20 protein-coding genes are annotated in these 20,735 nt (G+C 61.1%); 6 read left to right on the top strand and 14 right to left on the bottom strand.

The annotated features are described in order from the left end of the window. Positions 1–116: 116 nt before the first annotated feature. The 4 genes from ACO07N_RS14495 to ACO07N_RS14480 all read right to left on the bottom strand — a co-directional run bounded on the left by ACO07N_RS14495 (position 117) and on the right by ACO07N_RS14480 (position 4,857). Positions 117–449 carry a chorismate mutase gene (locus ACO07N_RS14495; RefSeq protein ID WP_421981693.1) on the bottom strand — a complete coding sequence of 111 codons (333 nt, stop codon included), beginning with the start codon at positions 447–449 and terminating at the stop codon, positions 117–119. An 89-nt stretch (positions 450–538) separates the two neighbouring features. After that, entirely contained in the window at positions 539–2,833 is a 2,295-nt protein-coding gene (locus tag ACO07N_RS14490) for an NADP-dependent malic enzyme (protein WP_421981692.1), read from the bottom strand. Between the two features lie 110 nt (positions 2,834–2,943). After that, positions 2,944–3,591 carry a ceramidase domain-containing protein gene (locus tag ACO07N_RS14485; protein WP_421981691.1) on the bottom strand — a complete coding sequence of 216 codons (648 nt, stop codon included), beginning with the start codon at positions 3,589–3,591 and terminating at the stop codon, positions 2,944–2,946. Between the two features lie 39 nt (positions 3,592–3,630). Next, the gene (locus ACO07N_RS14480; protein WP_421981690.1) at positions 3,631–4,857 is read right to left on the bottom strand and encodes a PLP-dependent aminotransferase family protein; all 1,227 of its coding nucleotides are present in this window, start codon (positions 4,855–4,857) and stop codon (positions 3,631–3,633) included. Between the two features lie 186 nt (positions 4,858–5,043). Here ACO07N_RS14480 and moaB point away from each other — a divergent pair, with 186 nt between their 5' ends. From moaB to ACO07N_RS14465, 3 genes are read left to right on the top strand one after another with little or no spacing between them, the layout of a single operon-like run. Further along, positions 5,044–5,601: a molybdenum cofactor biosynthesis protein B gene (gene moaB / locus ACO07N_RS14475; protein WP_319386108.1), complete on the top strand. Its 558-nt coding sequence runs from the start codon at positions 5,044–5,046 to the stop codon at positions 5,599–5,601. A 3-nt stretch (positions 5,602–5,604) separates the two neighbouring features. Next, positions 5,605–6,105: a GNAT family N-acetyltransferase gene (locus ACO07N_RS14470; RefSeq protein ID WP_421981689.1), complete on the top strand. Its 501-nt coding sequence runs from the start codon at positions 5,605–5,607 to the stop codon at positions 6,103–6,105. Between the two features lie 27 nt (positions 6,106–6,132). After that, on the top strand, positions 6,133–7,107 hold the full coding sequence (locus ACO07N_RS14465) for a glutathione S-transferase family protein (RefSeq protein ID WP_421981688.1): 975 nt from the start codon (positions 6,133–6,135) through the stop codon (positions 7,105–7,107). 270 nt (positions 7,108–7,377) lie between these two features. Here ACO07N_RS14465 and ACO07N_RS14460 read toward each other — a convergent pair whose 3' ends face one another. After that, positions 7,378–8,073, bottom strand: coding sequence for a glycosyltransferase (locus ACO07N_RS14460; RefSeq protein ID WP_421981687.1), 696 nt, complete (start codon positions 8,071–8,073; stop codon positions 7,378–7,380). A gap of 110 nt (positions 8,074–8,183) precedes the next feature. Here ACO07N_RS14460 and ACO07N_RS14455 point away from each other — a divergent pair, with 110 nt between their 5' ends. Both ACO07N_RS14455 and ACO07N_RS14450 read left to right on the top strand, forming a co-directional pair. Further along, positions 8,184–9,317: a PA0069 family radical SAM protein gene (locus tag ACO07N_RS14455; protein WP_421984430.1), complete on the top strand. Its 1,134-nt coding sequence runs from the start codon at positions 8,184–8,186 to the stop codon at positions 9,315–9,317. A gap of 44 nt (positions 9,318–9,361) precedes the next feature. Further along, on the top strand, positions 9,362–10,009 hold the full coding sequence (locus ACO07N_RS14450; RefSeq protein ID WP_421981686.1) for a ribonuclease HII: 648 nt from the start codon (positions 9,362–9,364) through the stop codon (positions 10,007–10,009). A 1,129-nt stretch (positions 10,010–11,138) separates the two neighbouring features. Here the strand turns inward: ACO07N_RS14450 and ACO07N_RS14445 are convergent. From ACO07N_RS14445 to ACO07N_RS14410, 8 genes are all read right to left on the bottom strand, one after another. Next, positions 11,139–11,618 carry a F0F1 ATP synthase subunit B gene (locus tag ACO07N_RS14445; RefSeq protein ID WP_319386102.1) on the bottom strand — a complete coding sequence of 160 codons (480 nt, stop codon included), beginning with the start codon at positions 11,616–11,618 and terminating at the stop codon, positions 11,139–11,141. Positions 11,619–11,628: 10 nt separating this feature from the next. Continuing rightward, positions 11,629–12,180 (bottom strand): F0F1 ATP synthase subunit B, encoded by a 552-nt coding sequence (locus ACO07N_RS14440; RefSeq protein ID WP_421981685.1) that lies wholly within the window; start codon positions 12,178–12,180, stop codon positions 11,629–11,631. 82 nt (positions 12,181–12,262) lie between these two features. Next, on the bottom strand, positions 12,263–12,487 hold the full coding sequence (locus tag ACO07N_RS14435) for a F0F1 ATP synthase subunit C (RefSeq protein WP_055111220.1): 225 nt from the start codon (positions 12,485–12,487) through the stop codon (positions 12,263–12,265). A gap of 70 nt (positions 12,488–12,557) precedes the next feature. Further along, positions 12,558–13,307 carry a F0F1 ATP synthase subunit A gene (locus tag ACO07N_RS14430; protein ID WP_421981684.1) on the bottom strand — a complete coding sequence of 250 codons (750 nt, stop codon included), beginning with the start codon at positions 13,305–13,307 and terminating at the stop codon, positions 12,558–12,560. A 54-nt stretch (positions 13,308–13,361) separates the two neighbouring features. Next, a complete protein-coding gene (locus ACO07N_RS14425) occupies positions 13,362–13,736 on the bottom strand; it encodes an AtpZ/AtpI family protein (RefSeq protein ID WP_421981683.1) in 375 nt (124 codons plus the stop codon). A 211-nt stretch (positions 13,737–13,947) separates the two neighbouring features. Continuing rightward, positions 13,948–17,406, bottom strand: a complete 3,459-nt coding sequence (locus ACO07N_RS14420) for a chromosome segregation SMC family protein (protein ID WP_421981682.1) — start codon at positions 17,404–17,406, stop codon at positions 13,948–13,950. A gap of 87 nt (positions 17,407–17,493) precedes the next feature. Continuing rightward, positions 17,494–18,129 carry a thioredoxin domain-containing protein gene (locus tag ACO07N_RS14415; protein ID WP_421981681.1) on the bottom strand — a complete coding sequence of 212 codons (636 nt, stop codon included), beginning with the start codon at positions 18,127–18,129 and terminating at the stop codon, positions 17,494–17,496. Positions 18,130–18,321: 192 nt separating this feature from the next. Beyond that, entirely contained in the window at positions 18,322–18,849 is a 528-nt protein-coding gene (locus ACO07N_RS14410) for a DUF721 domain-containing protein (protein WP_421981680.1), read from the bottom strand. Between the two features lie 206 nt (positions 18,850–19,055). Here ACO07N_RS14410 and mutY point away from each other — a divergent pair, with 206 nt between their 5' ends. Beyond that, positions 19,056–20,123, top strand: coding sequence for an A/G-specific adenine glycosylase (gene mutY, locus ACO07N_RS14405; protein WP_421981679.1), 1,068 nt, complete (start codon positions 19,056–19,058; stop codon positions 20,121–20,123). Positions 20,124–20,145: 22 nt separating this feature from the next. Here mutY and ACO07N_RS14400 read toward each other — a convergent pair whose 3' ends face one another. Continuing rightward, entirely contained in the window at positions 20,146–20,523 is a 378-nt protein-coding gene (locus ACO07N_RS14400) for a VOC family protein (RefSeq protein WP_421981678.1), read from the bottom strand. Positions 20,524–20,735: the final 212 nt, after the last annotated feature.

Genomic DNA, 20,735 nt, shown 5'->3' with positions numbered 1-20,735 from the left:
AGTAGATGAGAGATTTCCGCGTCATCATGCGAGGCTCCGTAGAAGGCGATCAGTCAACCTTCCCAATACCTAGGCACTCCAATCCAGATGAACAGTCATGACCGGATTAAAAAACTTCAATCTGCCGGCGTGCCCTTGCCAGCCGCCTCCTTCAGAAGCCGGTCTGCAATCACACGTTTCTCGAATGCGATGTTCCAGTCGATCAGCGTCCGCCAGACCAGTTCCGCCTGGTCCGGGTCCAAGGCAAGATCACCGGCCTGGTCCCTGATCGCTGCAATCATGCTCTCGATCCGGGTCCCGTCGAACGCCTCGTCCGGGCGGCGCTTGAGCTCGGCCATGCGGCGCACATAGCGCTGCCGTTCGGCGAACAGCCGCACGAGTTCACCATCCAGCCGATCGATTTCCGTGCGGATGTCCTGCTTTGTCAGACACGCGTCAGGGGTTTTCAATTCTGTCTTCCGGTTTTGCAGATCTGTGGCCAAGCGGAGGCCACAGATCCTGTTCGAGAGAAAAAGTCATGCATGCGCCATGCGCGGGGTCAGTCAACCTGGCGTGTTTGTGCCTCGACGCTGGAGAGCGCCGACATGTTCACGACGCCGCGCGACGTGACGGACGGTGTCAGGATATGCGCAGTCTTCGCCGCTCCGAGCAGGATCGGTCCGACGTGAAGCGCCTGGGTCGCGACTTTCAAAAGGTTGTGGGCGATGTTGGCGGAGTCCAGGTTCGGGAAAAGCAGAAGATTGGCTTCGCCCTTCAGCTTGCTGCCGGGCATCACACGTTCGCGCAGGGCTTCGCTCAAAGCGGAATCGCCATGCATTTCCCCATCCACTTCCAACTCGGGGTGACGGTCCCAGATCAGTTCAAGCGCTTCGCGCATCTTGCGCGACGAAGGCGTTTCCCTCGACCCGAAATTCGACATCGACAGAAGCGCGATTTTCGGCTCAATGCCGAAGCGCCGGATCTCCTGCGCCGCCAGAACGGCCATCTCGGAGATCTCCTCCGCGGTCGGGTCTTCCGTCACGAAAGTGTCGGACATGAAGAGCGCACCCTGGCTGTTGATCAGCAGCGACATGGCGGAGAGATCGCGCGCGGTCTCGCAGACACCGATCACCTGCTTGATGTCGCGCAGATGCCGAATGAAACGCCCTTCAAGGCCGCAGATCACTGCATCGGCGTCGCCGCGACGCACGGCAAGTGCCGATATGACGGTCGCGTTGGTGCGCACAACCGTTCGGGCCGCATTGGGCGGCAGCCCCTTGCGGCCGACACACTCGAAATACTCATCGACATAATCCCGGTAGCGTGGATCATCCTGCGGGTTGACGTACTCGAAATCGACATCCGGCCGGATCTTCAGACCAAACCGTTCGCAGCGCTGCTGCAGAACATCCGGCCGGCCAACCAGGATCGGCTTTGCAATGTTGTCTTCAATCAGAACCTGGGCCGCCCGAAGAACACGCTCGTCCTCGCCTTCCGCGTAGATGATCCGCTGCGGGTCCTTGGCGGCGTTCTGGATGATCGGTTTCATGATGAGGCCGGACCGGAACACGAAGCGGTTCAGCCGGTCCAGGTAGGCATCGAAATCAGTGATCGGGCGGGTTGCAACGCCGGACTCCATCGCCGCCTTTGCCACTGCCGGAGCAATGCGCAGAATGAGACGCTGATCGAACGGAGACGGGATCAGGTAGTTCGGGCCGAAGGTTTCGGTCTTGCCGCCATAGGCGCGTGCGACAACGTCGGACGGTTCTTCCTGAGCGAGGCCCGCAATGGCTTCGACGGCCGCCCGCTTCATCTCCTCGTTGATGGTCGTCGCACCGACATCGAGCGCACCACGGAAGATGAAGGGAAAGCAGAGAACGTTGTTGACCTGGTTGGGATAGTCGGAGCGGCCCGTGCACATGACGACGTCATTGCGCACCGCAAGCGCGTCTTCCGGCATGATTTCCGGGTTCGGATTGGCCAGCGCGAGGATCAGCGGGCCCTTGCCCATCTTTTCCACCATCTGCGGCTTGAGCACGCCGCCGACCGACAGGCCGAGGAACACATCGGCGCCTTCGATGATCTCGTCGAGCGTGCGCTTGTCGGTTTTCTGGGCAAAGACGGACTTCCATTCGTCCATCAGCTTTTCGCGGCCCTCGTAGACAACGCCCTCGATGTCCGTAATCCAGATGTTCTCCCGCTTCGCGCCGAGGGACACCAGCATGTTGAGGCAGGCAAGCGCGGCGGCACCGGCGCCGGAGGCGACGATTTTCGCATCCTCGATTTTCTTGCCGGCAAGATGCAGACCGTTGCGAACGGCCGCGCCGACGATGATGGCCGTGCCGTGCTGATCGTCGTGGAACACCGGAATGTTCATCTTCTCCCGGAGCTTCGCTTCCACCATGAAGCATTCGGGAGCCTTGATGTCTTCCAGGTTGATCCCGCCAAAGGTGGGTTCCAGCACCGAGACCGCGTCGACGAACTTGTCGACATCGGTTTCGTCGACCTCGATGTCGAACACATCGATCCCGGCAAATTTCTTGAACAGGACCGCCTTGCCTTCCATGACCGGCTTGGAGGCGAGCGGGCCGATATTGCCGAGACCCAGAACGGCCGTTCCGTTGGAGATGACGGCGACAAGATTTCCGCGCGACGTGTAGTTGGCCGCCTTGGACGGATCATCCGCGATTTCCAGGCAGGGAGCGGCAACTCCGGGCGAATAGGCCAGCGCGAGGTCACGCTGGTTGCCGAGCGGCTTGGTCGGCTGGATCTCGAGCTTACCGGGTTTCGGATTTTCGTGATAAAAAAGCGCGGCTTCCGACAGATCGTGTTCGGTCTTGCTGGTATCGCTCATGACGTTTTCTGTCTCCCTGGCCTCTTTCGCGCTTTCATTGCTTTTCGTCGCAAACGGCATGCCCCGTGTGTCGCGTTACGGAGCGCAAATTTCCAATGTGTCTCTGTGGTTTACCCGGCCCGCTGCAAAATGAGAACCCGTATCAGCAAAAACAGCACAACACTGTTCAGGATATGCCACATGAAGTGAATTCCGAACGTCACCTGCGCGCAAAGGGGTTCATCGAGGGTGCGCACGGTCAGAGACGCCAGAAACACCAGGCCGGTCAGCAGGACCTCGGCACCGAGCCTTCCGTCCCTGCGGGCAAACAGCGCACCGACCACGAAGATGGCAAGCAGCGCCGGAACATAACCGGCGGACGAACCGACGAGCGGCGCGAACAGGCGATCAGCAAACAGGACCGTCGCCACGAGGAAAGCGATGACGATGGCGAGCGCCAGCCACCAGCGCAGATCCAGATAGCGGTTGAGCGCCACGTAGAGATAGACATGTATGAAGATGACGATGGGTATGACATCAGCGAGACCGGCCCAGCGTGTCGCGAAGGTGTGAAACAGAAATGACCCGACACCGATTGCAAAAAGAACCGCGATCAGGCCAAGACCTGCCCAGTCATCCGGAGTCTTGCGGCGCCAGAGGGCGAAGGCAAGGAGTGCTGCAATGACAAAGGCGGCATTCGTGACGGCATTGAGCGGCTCGGACCAGAATTCCGGCCCGACGCGCTCGCAGTAATTGTCAACCTGTTCCCAAAGATCCATCTCGAACGCTTCTTGTGTACACCTTGCCCCCCGCCTTTCTTATCGTCCGGATGTGACAATTTCGGCAATCAGGCTGCCGAGCCTCGATATCCCGGCCTCGATCTTGTCGTCGTCGGCGCAGGAAAAACTCAGCCGCAGCGTATTCCTGCCGCTTTCGTCCGGATGGAAGGCTCCGCCGGGAACAAAGGCGACCTTGGCCGTTTCGACCGAACGCTCAAGCAGTTCCGAGGCGTTCGTTCCCGCCGGCAATTCAACCCAGATGAACATGCCGCCTTCCGGCCTTGTCCAGCGGACACCTTCGGGCAAGTGCCGTTCAAGCGCCGCAAGCATGGCATCGCGGCGCAATTTGTAAACCGCGTTGGTTTTGGCGGTGTGGGTCTCGAATTCGCTTTCGGCAACCCGCGCCATGGCTTCCTGGTTCAACACCGGCGTGTTCAGGTCGCTGGCCTGCTTGATGAGAACCAGCCTGGAGATTACCTCGCTTGCCGCACAGATCCAGCCGAGCCGGAGGCCCGGCGACAGTGATTTCGAAAAACTGCCGCAATAGAGCGTGCGGCTGTTCTCGATCCCGCCGTTCTGAGCGCAATCAAGTGAAAGCAGTGCCGGAACCGGCTCGCCGTCATAGCGCAGGCTCTCGTAGGGTGCGTCTTCGATAACCGCGCAGGACAGATCCCCTGCAAGCGACAGAATGCGTCTGCGTTCTTCCAGGTCGAGCGACAGGCCCGTCGGGTTGGCGAAGTCGGGCGACAGATAGGCGAACTTGACCGCGCCGCCCTTCTGTTCCGCCTGGGATCTGTATTCCGCCGGCGACCGGTTGGTGCGCGGATCGAGACGGTCGAAATTCAGTTCATAGGCATTGAACGCCTGCACGGCGCCAAGATAGGTCGGCCACTGCACCAGCGCCGTGTCTCCCTCCGACAGGAACAGCTTGCCAATATAGTCGAGCCCCTGCTGCGATCCCGACGTGACGAGAATGTTGTCGGGCGTACAGGGGACGCCCAGCTTGCTCATATGATCGACGATCCACGCACGCAGCCTCGGGCTGCCTTCACTGACACCGTACTGGAGCGCCCGCTCTGCGTCCGGCCCGCTCAGGATCTCGGCATAGGCCTTCTGGAAGGCTTCGGCAGGAAACAGGGCCGGGTCGGGAATGCCGCCGGCAAACGAGATCACGTCCGGGCGGTCGAGGAGTTTCAGGAGTTCGCGAATCTCGGAAGCGCGCATTCGGGTCGCGCGTCTTGCATAAAGACTGTCCCAGGTGGTCATGATCGGCTCATATGTGGATTGCTTGATTATTTAAGTCAATAATACTGACCTATCTATTTGGCAAGTGTCGCAATCTTGTTATTTTTTGTAATTTTATTGCGCAATCACGCTTCCGAATGCCTCCTGACATCGACCACTGGCGGATCGAGACATGTTCCCCTATCTCTTGAAGACAAAGGAGTTGCCATGTCCCGCATCGATGAAAGCCGCCCGTTCATACCGCTCAACATTGCCGTCCTGACCGTTTCCGATACTCGGAAGCCGGAAGACGACCGATCCGGGAACACGCTTTCGGAGCGCGTGACGAAGGCAGGCCACGTGCTTGCAGACCGCAAGATCGTCACGGATGACATCGCGGCGATCCAGGCGGTCGTCCGGGACTGGATCGCCAATCAGGGCGTTGACGTGGTCATTTCGACGGGTGGTACGGGTTTCACCGGCCGGGATGTCACGCCGGAGGCCGTCGAACCGCTGTTCGAAAAGCGCATGGATGGCTTTTCCGAAGTGTTTCACCGGATTTCCTATGACAAGATCGGTACGTCGACGATCCAGTCCCGCGCGACCGGGGGCGTTGCCGGAGCCACCTACATCTTCGCGCTGCCAGGCTCGCCCGGCGCCTGCAAGGATGCCTGGGACGGCATCTTGAAGTGGCAGCTCGACTACCGGCACATGCCCTGCAATTTCGTCGAGATCATGCCAAGGCTCGACGAACACCTGAAACGCGGGAAACTCCAGGAAGCCTGAACCTTGCCCTTCCAGGTCCGCATATCGACGGAAGCCGACAGTGAAGTGGTGACCGCGCTCCTGCAAAAGAGCTACGCCATCCTTCTAAGAGACGCTTATGATGCCGGCACGCTGGAAGCGGCGCTTCCGCTGATCACGAAGGCGCGGCCGGACCTTTTGGTTTCCGGAAGCTACTATGTGGCAGAAGACGATATCGGCCACATCATCGGCGCCGGCGGTTGGACGAAACACTCGCCGACCGGGCAGGACGAGACGCCCGACAACGGAAATATCCGCCATTTCGGCACGGACCCGGCTCATACGGGCAAAGGGATCGGCAGGGCGCTGATGTCGCGATGCATCACGGATGCCCGCGCGTCGGGCGTCACCGAATTCAACTGCTATTCGACGCTTAACGGCGAAGCCTTTTACCGGGCTTGCGGATTCCGGTCCGTCGAGCCCTTTCCTATCACCCTGCCGGGCGGTGTGGTTTTCCCATCCGTCCGCATGAGCCGATCGCTGTGAAACCAGGCGGTCAGGCCGGAGACACCAATGGGACTGCTTGTTGACGGCATCTGGGATGCAGACGCGACGGGGGACAGCGTTGCCTCCGACCGTTTCGAGCGCTCGAAGGCGCAAATCCGCAACTGGGTCACGAAAGACGGCTCTCCCGGTCCGAGCGGAAGCGGCGGCTTCAAGGCGGAAAGCGGCCGGTATCATCTTTATGTCGCCTGGAACTGCCCCTGGGCGCACCGCACGCTGTTGATGCGGGCCCTCAAGGGGCTGCAGTCCCATATCCCCATTTCCGTTCTCGCGCCCAGGCGGACGGAGGCGGGCTGGGTGTTCGATCCTGAGAACGGGTATGTCGACACGCTGTCCGGTGCGGCTGCGCTTCACCAGGTCTACGCGGCGGGAACGCAGGCCTATACGGGCCGGGTCACCGTTCCGGTCCTCTTCGACACGGCGTCCGGCAAGCTGGTCAGCAACGAGTCCGCCGAGATCATCCGGATGTTCAATGAAGCCTTTCAGGACCTGGCCGGGAACAAATCCGACTTCAGCCCGGCACACCTTCTGGGCGAGATCGACAACTGGAACGCCTACATTTACCCGAAACTGAACAACGGTGTTTACAGGACCGGTTTCGCACGCTCCCAGACGGCCTATGACGAAGGGGTAAAGGATGTCTTCGAAGCGCTGGACAGGATCGAAAAGACGCTTGAGACCAGCACGTGGCTTCTGGGCGACCGGCTGACGGAAGCCGATATCCGCCTCTTCCCGACGCTCGCCCGCTTCGATGTTGCCTATTGGAGCGCGTTCAAGTGCAATCTCCGGCGCCTGATCGACTATCCGAACCTGTGGGCCTATGCCCGGCGTTTCCATGCGCTGCCGGGGGTCGCCGAAACGGTTAAACTGGAGATCTACCGGCGCGGCTATCACTCGCCGAGCGAGGTACGCAATCCGCACGGGATCGTCCCGCTTGGACCGCTTGTCGATTTTTCCGAAGCTGTCTCGGGTACGGCCCCATAAATGAAGCCGATTTGGCGGCAGAAATGGCAAAATCTCGCGAGGAAGCGTGCGCAGAGCGGGCTTTGCGCCCGGTCAAGCGCGGTGACGCTGCGAGGTAAAGCTATTTTGCCGTCCTTCGGATTTGGCCGTTTTGGGAATCTGTTGCGTCGCGAAAGGCTTGAAAATGAACCACATTTCCTGCGCTTTCGCTCCTCGCAGCTGGCCAAAACGATCCAAACCAAATTGACTTCATTTATGGGGCCGTACCCTGGAGCAAGTCCTTCGAGCGCCCTAGCCGTGCAGCTTTACGGCGACGCTCGCCGGAATGCGCAAGGTGCCAACGCAAAAGCGCGCGAGGGACTGCCGGACGCGCGAAACGGCGCTTTCATTTGCAGAGGCCCCGGAGGTCACGGCAGCGGCACGCAGGAAGACGATGCGGCTGCGCCCGATCCGCTTGGCGATATCGAGATCTTCCAGCTCCGGTAACGGCCGATGGCCACCGAGCTTCTGGTAGAACTGCCGCGAAATCAGCAGTCCCTGATTGCCGTAGGGCATCCCGAGAAGCTGGGAACGCAGGGCCGCGATGGATTCGCTGATGCGGGCGCTCATGCCGAACGCTTCATATCTCAGCCGGAAGCTGGCCGCAGTCCGCGTGCCATTCGGAGCGCGTCCGGCGCGTTCGATGAAGGCCTGTGCCTCATGGTGCCAGCCGCTTTCCAGAAGCGTCTCGGGCCGCAGGAACAAAAGCCAGTCACCGCGCCTTGCGAGTCCCGCCCCATGAGTAAGGCGCTCGCTTCGGGACATGTCTGCACGGCTGACCCAATGGCAGCCGGCGGCGTCCGCGACACGTTCGGTGGCGTCGGTCGAGCCGCCATCCACAACAATCACTTCCCGGATGATGCCCTCGGCCGCGGCCGTCACCAGAGACGAAAGCGAGTGCACCAGTTCGGTTTCCGAGTTCTTTGTCGGTACAATGACACTTATCATGAGGCCGTCTTTTACATCAAAAATTCGCAAGTGCGAAATATCCGGGTTGTATCGGCTGTTTTTTTCGCTAATGTTCATGATATGTTCTCATCATGTGGCGTATCGCAAGTATGAACACGGCCCCGCAACGCGTTTGCGACATTGATCCCGACGAGATCGTGCATGCGGAAAATGCACGACTGGCCGAAGACCGCCGCCGCGGCCGTGCAGCCGGCCTGAACAAGAGCGGCCGCTACGAACCTGTGTCGCGCGAAAATTTCGACGATGGCTGGGACACTCTGGACGACCTACCCCCGCTCAAAACGGAGGTTCAGGAAGAGCGCGCGCGCACCATCATCACCCGCAATGAATCTCCAGATCTTTCGTTCGACCGATCGATAAATCCGTACCGGGGTTGTGAGCACGGTTGCATCTACTGCTTTGCACGCCCGACCCACGCCTATATGGGACTGTCGCCGGGTCTCGACTTCGAAACCAGGCTGTTCGCCAAGCCCAATGCCGCCGCGCTACTGGAGCGGGAGCTCTCGAAACCCGGCTACATTCCGCGCGTGATCGCCATCGGCACCAACACGGATCCCTATCAGCCCCTGGAGCGGAGCTACCAGCTGATGCGCGAGATCCTGGATGTGCTCGACAGGAGTTCGCATCCCGTGGCGATCGTCACGAAATCGGCGCTCGTGACGCGCGACATCGACATCCTCTCCAAAATGGCGGAGCGCAACCTGGTCAAGGTGGCCCTGTCCGTCACCACGCTCGACAGGAAGCTGTGCCGGGCCATGGAACCGCGCGCGTCGGCACCGCACAAACGCCTCAAGGCCATCCAGGCGCTTTCCGGCGCCGGCATACCGACCTCCGTGATGATGTCTCCGATCATCCCGGCACTCACCGACAGCGAGATCGAGAGCCTGCTGGGCGCCGCGGCAGAGCACGGTGCGCAAGAGGCCAGCTTCATCCTGTTGCGCCTGCCGCTTGAAGTCTCCGAACTCTTCCGTGACTGGCTTCTGCGTGAGCGTCCCGACCGGTACCGGCACGTCATGAGCCTGATCCGCTCCATGCGCGGCGGCAAGGATTACGATGCCAGATGGGGCGAACGCATGCGCGGCCGGGGTCCCTATGCCGATCAGATCGCGAAACGGTTTTCGCTCGCCGCCAGGCGGCTCGGCCTCAACCTGCGCCGGAAGAAACTGAACACCGGCGACTTCGAGCAGCCACAAAAAGGCGGTGTGCAACTTGACCTTTTCTGACATTCCGGCTTGCGCATTTCCCGGTGCGGCGGCAGCGTTTGCGGATGAGCCATGGCCCGTCCCTCTTCGACCTGCACTTTCCCGACAGTCCGGATTTTGAACTGGAACGCCGCCATGCAGCGGCCTTTAACGGCGCGCTGTGCGGTGTCGACGAGGCCGGACGCGGTCCGTGGGCAGGGCCGGTCGTGACCGCCGCCGTCGTGCTTGACTACGACAATCTTCCAGACGGTCTCAACGATTCAAAAAAGCTGACCGAAGCAAAGCGCGAAGAGCTGTTCGACCAGATCGTCGCCCGCGCCCATGTCTGCACTGCGAGTGCGTCACCAGCAACCATCGATACTCTGAACATCCGCGCCGCGACCCTCTCTGCCATGGTCCGGGCCGTCAACGGTCTCGCCCTGGTACCGGACTATGTTCTGGTGGACGGACGTGATGTGCCGCGCGGATTGCAGCAGCCGGGACAGGCACTGGTGAAAGGAGACGGCCGGTGCCTGTGTATTGCAGCGGCCTCCATCGTCGCCAAGGTCACACGCGACCGAATGATGGTGCGCCTTGAAGGCCATGTGCCCGGATACGGCTTTGCGCAGCACAAGGGCTACGGCGTCCCGCAACATCATGCGGCTCTTGCCGAACTTGGCCCCAGCGATCATCACCGGATGAGTTTCAAGCCGGTCCGAATTGCCGGGTCTTGACGGTATTTCCGCGGGCATAGGGGCGGGCCTCTTCCCGCCCACCTCGTTGCCGTCAGCGCAGCGGAGATCCGGGATCGGGGCGCCCCTGCCTGCCGACAAGGCGCCGGCAAAAATGTGCAGACGCGTGCCTCCCCGTTCCCGGCTCGCGCTTCGCTTGGCCGGGATGACGCACGAGAAGCAAACGCACGACACGCTGCCCACATCCTGGGGAGCGACGGCATCCGTTTGCGGGTCATGCCATGGCTCGACCCACTGCTGTCCGGTTTAACCCGACTTGGTTCTCGTGAGGCGCTCCGCAGACAATGAACTTGTCATTCCGGCTGAAGCGAAGCGGAAGGCCGGAACCCAGTAATCACCTGTTTCTCTTTATTTTTTCAAGCTCTGGCCACTTCGAGTGCTGGTTCCCGGTCTTGCCGCGTGTGCGGCAAACCGGGACGACAAATCGGGGAAACAATTCCGTATCCCGATTTGGCGCCGCACGGAAACATATGGCTTTCTCAACGACGTAAGCTCGATTGTGTTTCCCAAACCGGACAGCCGTGGGCTCGACCATGGCACCCATGCCGTTGCGTTTCCGATTGCGAGGCCTTTCATTGCCGACACGCCATGGCGTGGATTGCCAGATCAGGTCTGGCAATGACGACGGCAGGGAGCAATTTCGTGCACCCTCTTCCTGTCTCGACCTCATCCTGAGGAGGACCGAAGGGTCCGTCTCGAAGGATGGGCCGCCCGGCTCAGAACCTGCCGCCCATCCTTCGAGACAGCGCTCGCGCGCTGCCTCAGGATGAGGCTCTTTGTGTGACAAGGCTGTCTGTGAAAGCAACCGGTTGGGAAGCCCTCTTCCCGCCCGCCTCTCCGTCGTCATCCCGGACGCAGCCCAGCGGAGATCCGGGATCGGGGCGCCCCGGCCTGCCGACAAGGCGCCGGCAAAAATGTGCAGACGCGTGCCTCCCCGGTCCCGGCTCGCGCTTCGCTTGGCCGGGATGACGCACGAGAAGCAAACGCGCTACATGCTGCGCTCCGTCCGGGATGACCGGGGTGAGGCCGGGTGAAATGAGCAACGTGCCCCCAAAAGAAAAAGAGCGGCCCGGGGGCCGCTCCTGAATTTCCTTGTCGAACCGGACTTGCGTCAGTTCAGACGTTCCTTCACCTGGTCGATACTCTTGGACAGAATATCGTCGGCAACCTTGTCCTTGACCTTCGAGCTGAGGATCTCTTCGGCCGCGGCAACGGCGATGTCGGCCGCTTTCGCGCGAACTTCGGCGATTGCCTGCGTTTCCGCCTGGGCGATCTTCACTTCGGCAGCCTTGGTGCGCCGTGTGATCATCTCTTCCAGAGCCTGGTTTGTCGCGACCGTCAGCCGTTCGGCTTCGGCGTTGGCTTCCGCGATGATCGCTTCGGCTTCACCTTCCGCCTCGTGACGCTTGCGCTGGTACTCGGACAAGAGAGCCTGGGCTTCTTCGCGCATCTTGCGCGCTTCTTCCAGTTCCTTGCGGATACCGTCTGCACGATTGTCCAGAGAGCCGCCGATCTTGCCCGGCACCTTGAGATAGATGATCAGGGCGAAGAAGAGGATGAGACCGACGAGGGCCCAAAATGTTGCATCCATAATGGTCTCCTCAGTCCATCGCCGACTTCAGCGCCTTGGTCAGGTCGGTCTTTGTCGGGGCTTTGCCAATCAGCTGCTCAACGAGCGCCGACGTTGTGTCTCCGGCAATGTCTCCGATCTGGGACAAGGCTTCGGTCTTGATGCCTGCGATCTGCGCTTCGGCAGCCTGAAGCTTTTCGTTCAGCTCCGTTTCCGCCTTCTCGCGGCGAGCTTCCTGTTCAGCCTTCAGCTTGGCGCGCGTGTCATGGGCGATGCTGTGTGCCTTGTTGCGGGCTTCAGCAAGGGCCTGCTCGTAAGCTGCGATCGCCGCATCGGTTTCGTCTTTCAGGCGGTTTGCCTCTGAAAGATCACCGGCAATCCGGTCCTTCCGATCCTCCAGGATCCCTGCAATCCGCGGCATCGCCACGTTTTTCATGATCCAGTAGAAGATGCCGAAGGTGATGGCGAGCCAAAGCAGCTGGGACGCAAACGTGGTCGCGTCGAACGGCGGGAAACCCACACCGTGCTCGGCGGCCGTGTCAACGATCGCTGTCTGGCTTTCAGTGGTCGTATCGCCTGCCATTTCCTGTCTCCTAAATCCGGCTTGGCGACGCCTTCAGAGCGCCGCCACCGGAGTCGCATCTCTTGTCGCTGCTATCGAGCGATTAAGCGAACAGGATGAGGAAGGCGATCAGAAGGGAGAAGATGCCCAGAGCTTCCGTCACGGCGAAGCCGAAGATCAGGCGGCCGAACTGGCCATCAGCTGCGGACGGGTTGCGCAGAGCGCCGGCGAGGTAGTTACCGAAGATGGTGCCGAGGCCGATGCCCGCACCGCCCATGCCGAGACATGCGATACCTGCACCGATGTATTTTGCTGCTTCTGCTTCCATGACACGTGCTCCTAGATGTGTTTGCAGATTTCTCACTTTCGGCGCTGTGGCCGCGTGATTTGGATAACCCTTAGTGTGAAGGATGAAGTGCGTCGTTCAGGTACATGCAGGTCAGAACGGCGAAGACGTAGGCCTGCAGGAACGCCACCAGGAATTCCAGCGCCGTGAGGGCAACCGTCATTGCGAGGGGCAGAACCGCGCCGGCAATGCCCACGGCACCCATGGCACCGAGGCTGACGACGAAGCCCGAGAACACCTTCAAGGTGATGTGACCGGCAAGCATGTTTGCGAACAGACGAACCGAAAGACTGATCGGGCGCGACAGGAACGAGATGACCTCGATCATCGTCACCAGCGGGATCAGTGCGCCTGGCACGCCGCTCGGGACGAACAGTTTGAGGAAACTCATGCCGTTGCGCATGAAGCCGTAGATGATGACCGTGAGGATCACCAGCATCGCCAGAGCGAACGTTACGATGATGTGGCTCGTAACCGTGAAGAAGTACGGGAACATCCCGAAGAGGTTGGCCACGAGAACGAACATGAACAGGGAGAACACCAACGGGAAGAACCGCATCCCGTCCGTCCCCGTCGCATCCCTGAGCGTCCCGGCTATGAACTCGTACATCATCTCCGACACCGACTGCACTCGGCTCGGCACGAGGCCGCGACCGCTGGTCGAGAAGATCAGGAATGCGGAGGTCGCCGCCACGGTCAGGACCATGAACAGGGAAGAGTTGGTAAATGAGAAATCCATGCCTCCGACTTCAATCGGAAAAATCTTCTGGATCTGGAACTGTGAGATCGGATCGTTCGCCACCGGCCAGCCTTCTTCGCTCGTTCACAACCACTGCGCCCTCGGGCGCGACAAATTCTATTGAGATCCGTCCTTGTCGCGGCGAATTCCGACCTGCGGCTGCTCGACCACACCGGCCGAACGCAGGACATTCAGAACTCCCGCCGCAAAACCCAGTAGCAGGAATATGATCAACCCAAAGGGAGCCGTTCCCAGCCACTGATCGGCAACCCAACCGATACCTGCCCCGACCAGAACACCCGCGATGAATTCCGAAGACAGTTTCATCGCCTGGGCATATCCGGAGGAGTTGCTCTCGGACTTGCGCGCCGCCTTTTCCTCGACCGCGCGCTGTTCCTCAAGCTTCCGGTTCAGCTGGGTCCGCCGCTCCGACAGACCCGCTTGCGAAACATCGTCGTCCCGATCTTTATTTTGGTCGTTTTCCGAAGACATGTTCCTCTGTCCCCAGTGCCCCGACATGTCAGATCAAACAACAGGAGTGCCCCGTAAGCCGCGCGCACCATAGTCGGCACCTCATGCCGTGTCAAGGAGACTTGATTAATAATTATCTCATTGAAAATATTGATATTTTTCGGCCTGAATGAAATTTACAAGACCTAAGTTGTACGCCTGCTCCCAAGTGACGCAGGTCTTGAGGCTGCGGTCAGCCCGTTTCGCGGAATCGTTCCGCGGTCTCAAGGTCGACGGAGACGAGCTGGGAAACGCCGCGTTCGGCCATGGTCACGCCGAAAAGCCGGTTCATCCGCGCCATGGTGATCGGGTTGTGCGTGATCACGACAAAGCGCGTCTCGGTGCTCGCCGACATTTCGTCGAGCAGGTCGCAGTAGCGCTCGACATTGGCGTCGTCCAGCGGCGCATCGACCTCGTCGAGAACGCAGATCGGCGCGGGATTGGTCAGGAAAACGGCAAAGATCAGCGACATGGCCGTCAGGGCCTGTTCGCCGCCCGACAACAGCGTCATCGTCTGCGGCTTCTTTCCGGGCGGCCTTGCGATGATTTCCAGCCCCGCGTCGAGCGGATCGTCGGAATCCACGAGCTGAAGCTCCGCCGTGCCGCCGCCGAACAGATGCGTGAACAGGCGCTGGAAGTGTCCATTGACCACTTCGAAGGAGGCCAACAGGCGCTCGCGCGCCTCGCGGTTGAGATTGGAGATCCCCGTACGCAAACGCCGGATCGCCTCGATCAGATCGTCGCGCTCGGACGTCAGGGTGGTTTTCTGCTCGTCGACTTCCTTCAGCTCTTCTTCGGCGCGCAGGTTCACACCGCCCAGGCGTTCTCGCTCGGCCTTGAGCCGTTCCAGCTTGCGTTCCACGCCGACCGGATCCGGCAAGGGTGCGCTTTCCTTCAGTCCGGCGATTTCGGGCAGCGCGGCGACGGCGACCTCGAGATCCTCATCGATGCGCCGCTCCAGAACGGCCTTGCGTTCCCGTGCCGCCTCGAAGCGTTCCTCGGCGCGGATCTTCTGTTCGCGCGCGCCGGCCATCGCCTCCATCGCGGCCTTGGCCGCGCGGTCAACCTCGGCAAGGTCGAGTTCCGCCTGCTGCAGCTGATCGTCCCGGCCCTTCTTCTCCTCCTCCGCCTTCGAGATTGCGGAAAAGAGGTCGCGCCGCTTGATTTCAATGTCTTCCGGTGCCTCGACAAGTTCCGCGCGCTCTTCCTCGGCTTCGTCGCGCCGTTCGGTCAGAACCGTGACCTGCCGGGCAGCGTTTTGCGCACGCATCTTCCAGCCGTCGTATTCGCGCTTGATGGCCTCGAGCCGCCGGTCGCGCATCTGCTGTTCCCGGGCAAGACCTTCGGCGACCGCCCGTGCCTCTGCATGTGCGCCGCGCGCGGAAGCGACTTCGGCCTGCAGATCGGAGATCCGGTCCTGAAAATCAGTGCTTTCGGGCGTTCCGGCAAGCTGGCCTTCCGCCTCGGCGGCCTGTTCACGCGCAAGTTCCGCCTCCTCACCCAGGCGCTCGGAGCGCTCCTGGGCCGCTGCCCGTTTCGCGGTCAGTTGCGCAACGGAGCGTTCGGCAAGGACAAGTGCCTCGCGGACCGATGCCGCGTTGCGCTGCGCATCCCTCACCTTGCCCCGGGCCGCCTGTTCGGTTTCGGCATGACCGCGGACGTCCGCAGCCGCCTGTTCCAGCGCCTGCTGCCTGTCTTCAAACGCGCGGCGCGCCGTTTCGATCTCGTCGGCAAGCTCGATCAGCCGGTTCTTCTGCGACAGCCGTTGCGCGGCCGGTGTCGGCGCGTTGGCCGCGACAACGAACCCGTCCCAGCGCCACAGATCGCCTTCCACGGAGACCAGTCTCTGACCGGGCTTCAGTTTGGCGCGAAGCGCCGGTCCCTCGTCCTGCGCGACGATGCCGATCTGGCGCAGGCGGCGGGCAAGCTCTTGCGGAGCGATCACGACGTCGGACAGCGCGCGCACGCCCTCGGGCAGACCCGCATCCAGATCATGTCCGAGTGCCGGCCCCCATTTCACCGGTGCGCTCCCGCTGAGGGACGCATCGAGGTCCTCGCCAAGCGCGGCGCCAAGCGCAGTTTCATACCCCTGTTCCACCTGGATCTTTTCAACGACAGGCGTGAAATCCTGGTCGGCATGTGCGTTCAGCACCTGATCGAGCGTGCGTGCCTCGGTTTCCAGTCCCTGCAGGAGCTGCTGCGCGTCGCTCAACGGTGTTCTGGCGGATTGCTCCCTGTCCCGCGCTTCGCGGGTTGCCGTCTCGGCGGCTTCGACCGTGGCCTCGGCCTCCAGCAACGCTTCTTCGGCCAGTTCCAGTTCTTCCCGGCTTTCGGAGATCCTGTCATGGCCGGCCATCTCAAGATCGATGACCTCCAGCGCCGATCGCGCATCCTGGGCCTGTGCCAACAGCCGATCGGCGCGAAGACGGCTTTCCGCAACTGCCCGTTCGAGCTGGCGCCGTTCTGCGGTCGCACGGGCTTCGGCCGCGGTCAGATCGGAGAGCCGTGTTTCCAGATCGCGCACGATCTCTCCGGCTTCCGTAACCTTTTCCCCAGCGATCTCCGTGCGCTCCTGGACGAGCTCGTTCTCCTCCAGCAGCTCGGCGCGTTCTTCGGACAGGCGCTCCAGCACCTCATCGTTCTCCGACACCATTGACTGTTCGCGACGGATGTCGTCCGCCAGCTGGACAAGGCGGCGTTCCAGATCCTGCAGACGTTCCTTCACGCGGCGTTCTTCGGCATCCAGTTCATTGCGCGCGATCACGAGCCTTTGCAGGGCCGCTGCGGCCTTCGCCGACTCGTCCCGCAGTTCGGGAAGCTTGTGCGCGGCGATTGCCTGGACGCGGGCGCTTTCGGCCTGCAGCGCCGTGGCCTCGTTGACCTGCTTCTGCGCTTCGGCGAACTGGACTTCCGCCGTGGTCAGCGCATCGCGCGATTCGATCCAGCGGATGTAGAGGATGGACGCCTCCGCCGCGCGGATTTCGGAGGACAGGTTGCGGTATCTGCTGGCCTGGCGCGACTGGCGCTTCAGATTGTCCAGCTGGCCGTCGATCTGGACAAGAACATCCTCGAGCCGCTCAAGGTTCTGTTCCGCGGCCCTGAGGCGGATCTCCGCCTCGTGGCGGCGCGAGTGCAGTCCGGAAATGCCGGCCGCCTCTTCCAGGATCTGGCGTCTCGCGGTCGGCTTGGCGGCAATCAGTTCGCCGATCTGTCCCTGCCGCACCATTGCCGGTGAGCGCGCGCCTGTCGACGCATCTGCAAACAGGAGCTGAACGTCGCGGGCGCGCACGTCCTTGGCGTTGATCTTGTAGTTGGACCCCTGCTCGCGCTCGATACGCCTGCTGACTTCCAGGAGGTCGGCATCGTTGAACGCGGCAGGCGCGGTCCGGTCTGAATTTTCAAGGAAAAGCGCGACTTCGGCCGTGTTGCGCGCCGGGCGATTCAGGCTCCCGGAAAAGATCACGTCATCCATGCCGGATGCGCGCATGTTCTTGTAGGAGTTTTCCCCCATGACCCAGCGAAGGGCTTCGACGAGATTGGACTTGCCGCACCCGTTAGGGCCAACCACGCCCGTCAGTCCGTCGCCGATGATGAATTCCATCGGCTCGACGAAAGACTTGAAGCCCACCACACGGAGTTTGGAAAACCTCATCGGCGCTCACCCCTTAACGAAGCAAGCGCCGCAAATCGGATCAGGTATCGCGCACACGGACCGGTGCCCGGCGAAGTTTCCGCCGGTTCAGAGCTCAGCGTCGATGAGTGCTCCCATCTGGTCAATCGACATTGCTCCCGGGTGCCGTGCACCGTTGATGAAGAATGTCGGCGTCGAATTCACCCCGAATTCATTCGCCGCACGGTCTCTCACTGCATTTACTGCGTCAAGAAGACCCTGGTTTGTCAAGCATTCCTCGAAGGACTCCTGTGTAAATCCGATCTGTTTGGAAAAGTCGAGGAGCGAATTGTACGGATTGTCGGTAAATGCCCACGCCCGCTGGTTTTCGAACATGGTATCCACAATTTCAAAATACTTCTCAGCCGGAGCACAGCGGGCCAGCATGAACGCAGCGGCAGAGACCGGATCCAGCGGGAATTCGCGGAAAATGAAGCGCACCTTTCCGGTGTCGACATACTGCTCCTTGAGCGGCTTCCATGTGTTCTTGTGGAAGTTTGCACAGTGACCGCAGGTCATCGAGGCATATTCCACCACCGTGACCGGCGCGTTCTCGTCTCCCAGGACCTTGTCGCCGAGCGGACCGGGAACAAGCAGATCGTCGATGTCGACGGATTGTGCGAAGGCCGGGAGGCTTGCGGCAACACCGAGTGCTGCGCTCGCCAAGGCCGTGGTCTTGAGAAACTGTCTGCGGGTCTGGGTCACGGTGTCGTCCTGTCACTTGTTACAACGCGCAGCACCTAATGGTGCCGGTTCCATCGCTTCATTTGCCCTTTGAGGCAGCAGGCGTCAACAAGGCTTATCAAATGTGGCAGGAGAGAGGACAGCAGAAAGCTGCGTTTCACGATGATGTTATTGTCTTGTTATTGCCCGATGAAGACAGCGGAAATGACCGGATCAGGCAGCTGCGTCGTCATGTTTGGCGATTACCTGAGCGCCGAGCTTTTTCAACGCTTCCCGCAGACGGGTGTTTTGAACGCCTTCCAGTTGCGCGTCGAGCTTTTTTTCTTCCTTGTCGGTCAGCGACCGCAACTGCTTGCGTTCTGCGGCCGCTTTCACGGCGACGGGCTTTTGCAGGATCTTGATGCGGCCGATGGCCGCCCAGCCATAGAAGGTGTTAATGCGCTCGATCATCTGGGCGCTCTCGTGCGACAGCATCAGCGCCGTTGCGCCGTCCGTGTGCACGACCAGGGTTGCAGGCTGCGGCGGTGTCTCCGGATCCGTCAGTTCCGGCTGGCGGGGCCAGACGAGCTTGTCGGGCTGAACACGCGTACCGTAGCGCTCGCCGACGATATCGCCCCAGGCCGCCACGATGTCGACGGAGGCAAAACCGCGCTTCCGGCACGCAGGCGTCATCGCCCTGCCGACAAGATCGGCAAGCTGTTTCGCCTCGGGAGGCTTGCGATGTGCATTTGCCTTCGTCACGCTCTTGACCTACTTCCTCAACCGGCTGCCCGGCTGGATCCGAATTGCCACGGATCGCAGATTGAGGTGATGTGTCTCAATAGAATACGACAAAAAGACGACAAATACTTAATGGCACCCCTGTCGCCCATCAACTCTACCCAAGTTGTCCCCAGGCTTTCCAAAGGGACGCAGCATAATTCACTGACAACTACACCGCCGATCTCATGACAAATGCTTCACTCAGTCAATCCTTGCTCACCTGGTACGACCGGCACGCGCGGCGCCTGCCGTGGCGCGTTGCGCCCGAAGACCGGATATCGGGAGAAGTCCCGGACCCTTACAGGATATGGCTGTCCGAAGTCATGCTGCAACAAACCACTGTCGCTGCGGTGAAAGACTACTTCGAGACGTTCACGAAAACATGGCCGCGTGTCGAGGACCTCGCTGCCGCCGACGAGGAAGACGTGATGAAAGCCTGGGCCGGCCTCGGCTATTATTCGCGCGCGCGAAACCTGAAGAAATGCGCGGAGACAATCGCGCGCGACCACGCGGGCCGGTTCCCGGAAACCGAGGAGGCGCTGCTCGCACTTCCCGGGATCGGCCCCTACACCGCGGCAGCCATCGCAACGATCGCCTTTGACAGGCATGCCGCTGTCGTCGACGGCAATGTCGAACGTGTGCTGTCACGGTTGCGGCGGATCGAAACCCCGCTGCCGGCGGCCAAAACAGACATCAGGCGGGAAATGGCAGAGCTCACGCCCGAGGAGCGTCCCGGCGATTTTGCCCAGGCGGTCATGGATCTGGGTGCGACGATCTGCACACCCAAGCGCCCGGCCTGCGGACTGTGTCCATGGATGGGGGCGTGCAGCGTCCAGAATTCCAGCCTCGCCGAGACCCTGCCGCGAAAAGCACCGAAGAAGGAAAAACCCACCCGTTTCGGCGCCGCTTTCGTTGCCGTCGACGGATCGAGCGGGTCGGTGCTGCTCAGGCGGCGCCCGCCCAGGGGCCTGCTCGGCGGCATGACCGAAGTTCCGGGCACGGAGTGGTCGGAGACTTTTGATCCATCGACCGCCGTCGAAGCCGCCCCGTTCCAGGGCGCCTGGCAGGTCTGTGCCGGCGAGGTCAGGCACACGTTCACGCATTTTCATCTGCGCTTACAGGTGTACCGGGCCGAGACACGGATGAACGCCGCAGAGAGCGTGGACGGTGCCTGGTGGTCGCCGCCGGACACGCTTGCGGAGGAGGCCTTGCCGACGGTCATGCGCAAGGTGCTGGCGGTGGCGCTCGACTGACCGCTCTCTGCCGGCAGTCCGCTCAGATGATTTCCCCGACATCGATCCTGTTGCCGTCGTGATCGGCGAAGACGAAGGCGCGCAAGCCGTAGTCCTTGTCCTGAAGGCGCTTGATGATGCGGAGGCCGTTTTCCTGACACATCCGGTAGGTTTGCTCTGCATCGGAGACCAGCATGTGCGCAACGTTGAACGTGGCTGCCTTGTGCGTCTTCTGGAGCGTGAGGTGCAGTTCGGCTTCGTCCTTTTGAAGGATCATGAACCCGACCGGATCCCCGTTCTCGAACACCTTCTCGAACCCGAACACCTCCCGGTAGATCCGGTAAGATTCTTCTATATCGCTGACGGGCAGCATCGGCGCGATGCGGCCGAGCTTCAATTCATCGGCTGGCGTGGAGGGCATGGCCTTCCTCTTGTTCAGATGCGCGCGCGCCATGGATCCGGGCGGTGCCGATTTCCAGGCCGGTCAACGCTGTTCAGGGCGGTGCCTGGCCGGAGACTAGCAAACAAAAGCACTTGAACAAAGGTCAGGAACAGATGCTTTTGAGCGCGTTTTCAAGCTCTGCCGGGGCGTGGCCGCCGCAACGGAAAGATGCTATGGATTTGCACCTCTTG

Source organism: Roseibium sp., assembly GCF_965229775.1.
Classification (GTDB): domain Bacteria; phylum Pseudomonadota; class Alphaproteobacteria; order Rhizobiales; family Stappiaceae; genus Roseibium.
Note: the sequence above shows the minus strand (reverse complement) of the source record. Positions and strands in the feature narration are given on the sequence as shown.

Coding starts and splice junctions, on each gene's coding strand:
- ACO07N_RS14485 (WP_421981691.1), bottom strand. CDS start 3,591: ATGGATCTTTGGGAACAGGTTGACAATTACTGCGAGCGCGTCGGGCCG.
- mutY (WP_421981679.1), top strand. CDS start 19,056: ATGACAAATGCTTCACTCAGTCAATCCTTGCTCACCTGGTACGACCGG.
- ACO07N_RS14450 (WP_421981686.1), top strand. CDS start 9,362: ATGAGCCATGGCCCGTCCCTCTTCGACCTGCACTTTCCCGACAGTCCG.
- moaB (WP_319386108.1), top strand. CDS start 5,044: ATGTCCCGCATCGATGAAAGCCGCCCGTTCATACCGCTCAACATTGCC.
- ACO07N_RS14445 (WP_319386102.1), bottom strand. CDS start 11,618: ATGGATGCAACATTTTGGGCCCTCGTCGGTCTCATCCTCTTCTTCGCC.
- ACO07N_RS14440 (WP_421981685.1), bottom strand. CDS start 12,180: ATGGCAGGCGATACGACCACTGAAAGCCAGACAGCGATCGTTGACACG.
- ACO07N_RS14490 (WP_421981692.1), bottom strand. CDS start 2,833: ATGAGCGATACCAGCAAGACCGAACACGATCTGTCGGAAGCCGCGCTT.
- ACO07N_RS14435 (WP_055111220.1), bottom strand. CDS start 12,487: ATGGAAGCAGAAGCAGCAAAATACATCGGTGCAGGTATCGCATGTCTC.
- ACO07N_RS14425 (WP_421981683.1), bottom strand. CDS start 13,736: ATGTCTTCGGAAAACGACCAAAATAAAGATCGGGACGACGATGTTTCG.
- ACO07N_RS14455 (WP_421984430.1), top strand. CDS start 8,184: ATGAACACGGCCCCGCAACGCGTTTGCGACATTGATCCCGACGAGATC.
- ACO07N_RS14465 (WP_421981688.1), top strand. CDS start 6,133: ATGGGACTGCTTGTTGACGGCATCTGGGATGCAGACGCGACGGGGGAC.
- ACO07N_RS14460 (WP_421981687.1), bottom strand. CDS start 8,073: ATGATAAGTGTCATTGTACCGACAAAGAACTCGGAAACCGAACTGGTG.
- ACO07N_RS14420 (WP_421981682.1), bottom strand. CDS start 17,406: ATGAGGTTTTCCAAACTCCGTGTGGTGGGCTTCAAGTCTTTCGTCGAG.
- ACO07N_RS14400 (WP_421981678.1), bottom strand. CDS start 20,523: ATGCCCTCCACGCCAGCCGATGAATTGAAGCTCGGCCGCATCGCGCCG.
- ACO07N_RS14480 (WP_421981690.1), bottom strand. CDS start 4,857: ATGACCACCTGGGACAGTCTTTATGCAAGACGCGCGACCCGAATGCGC.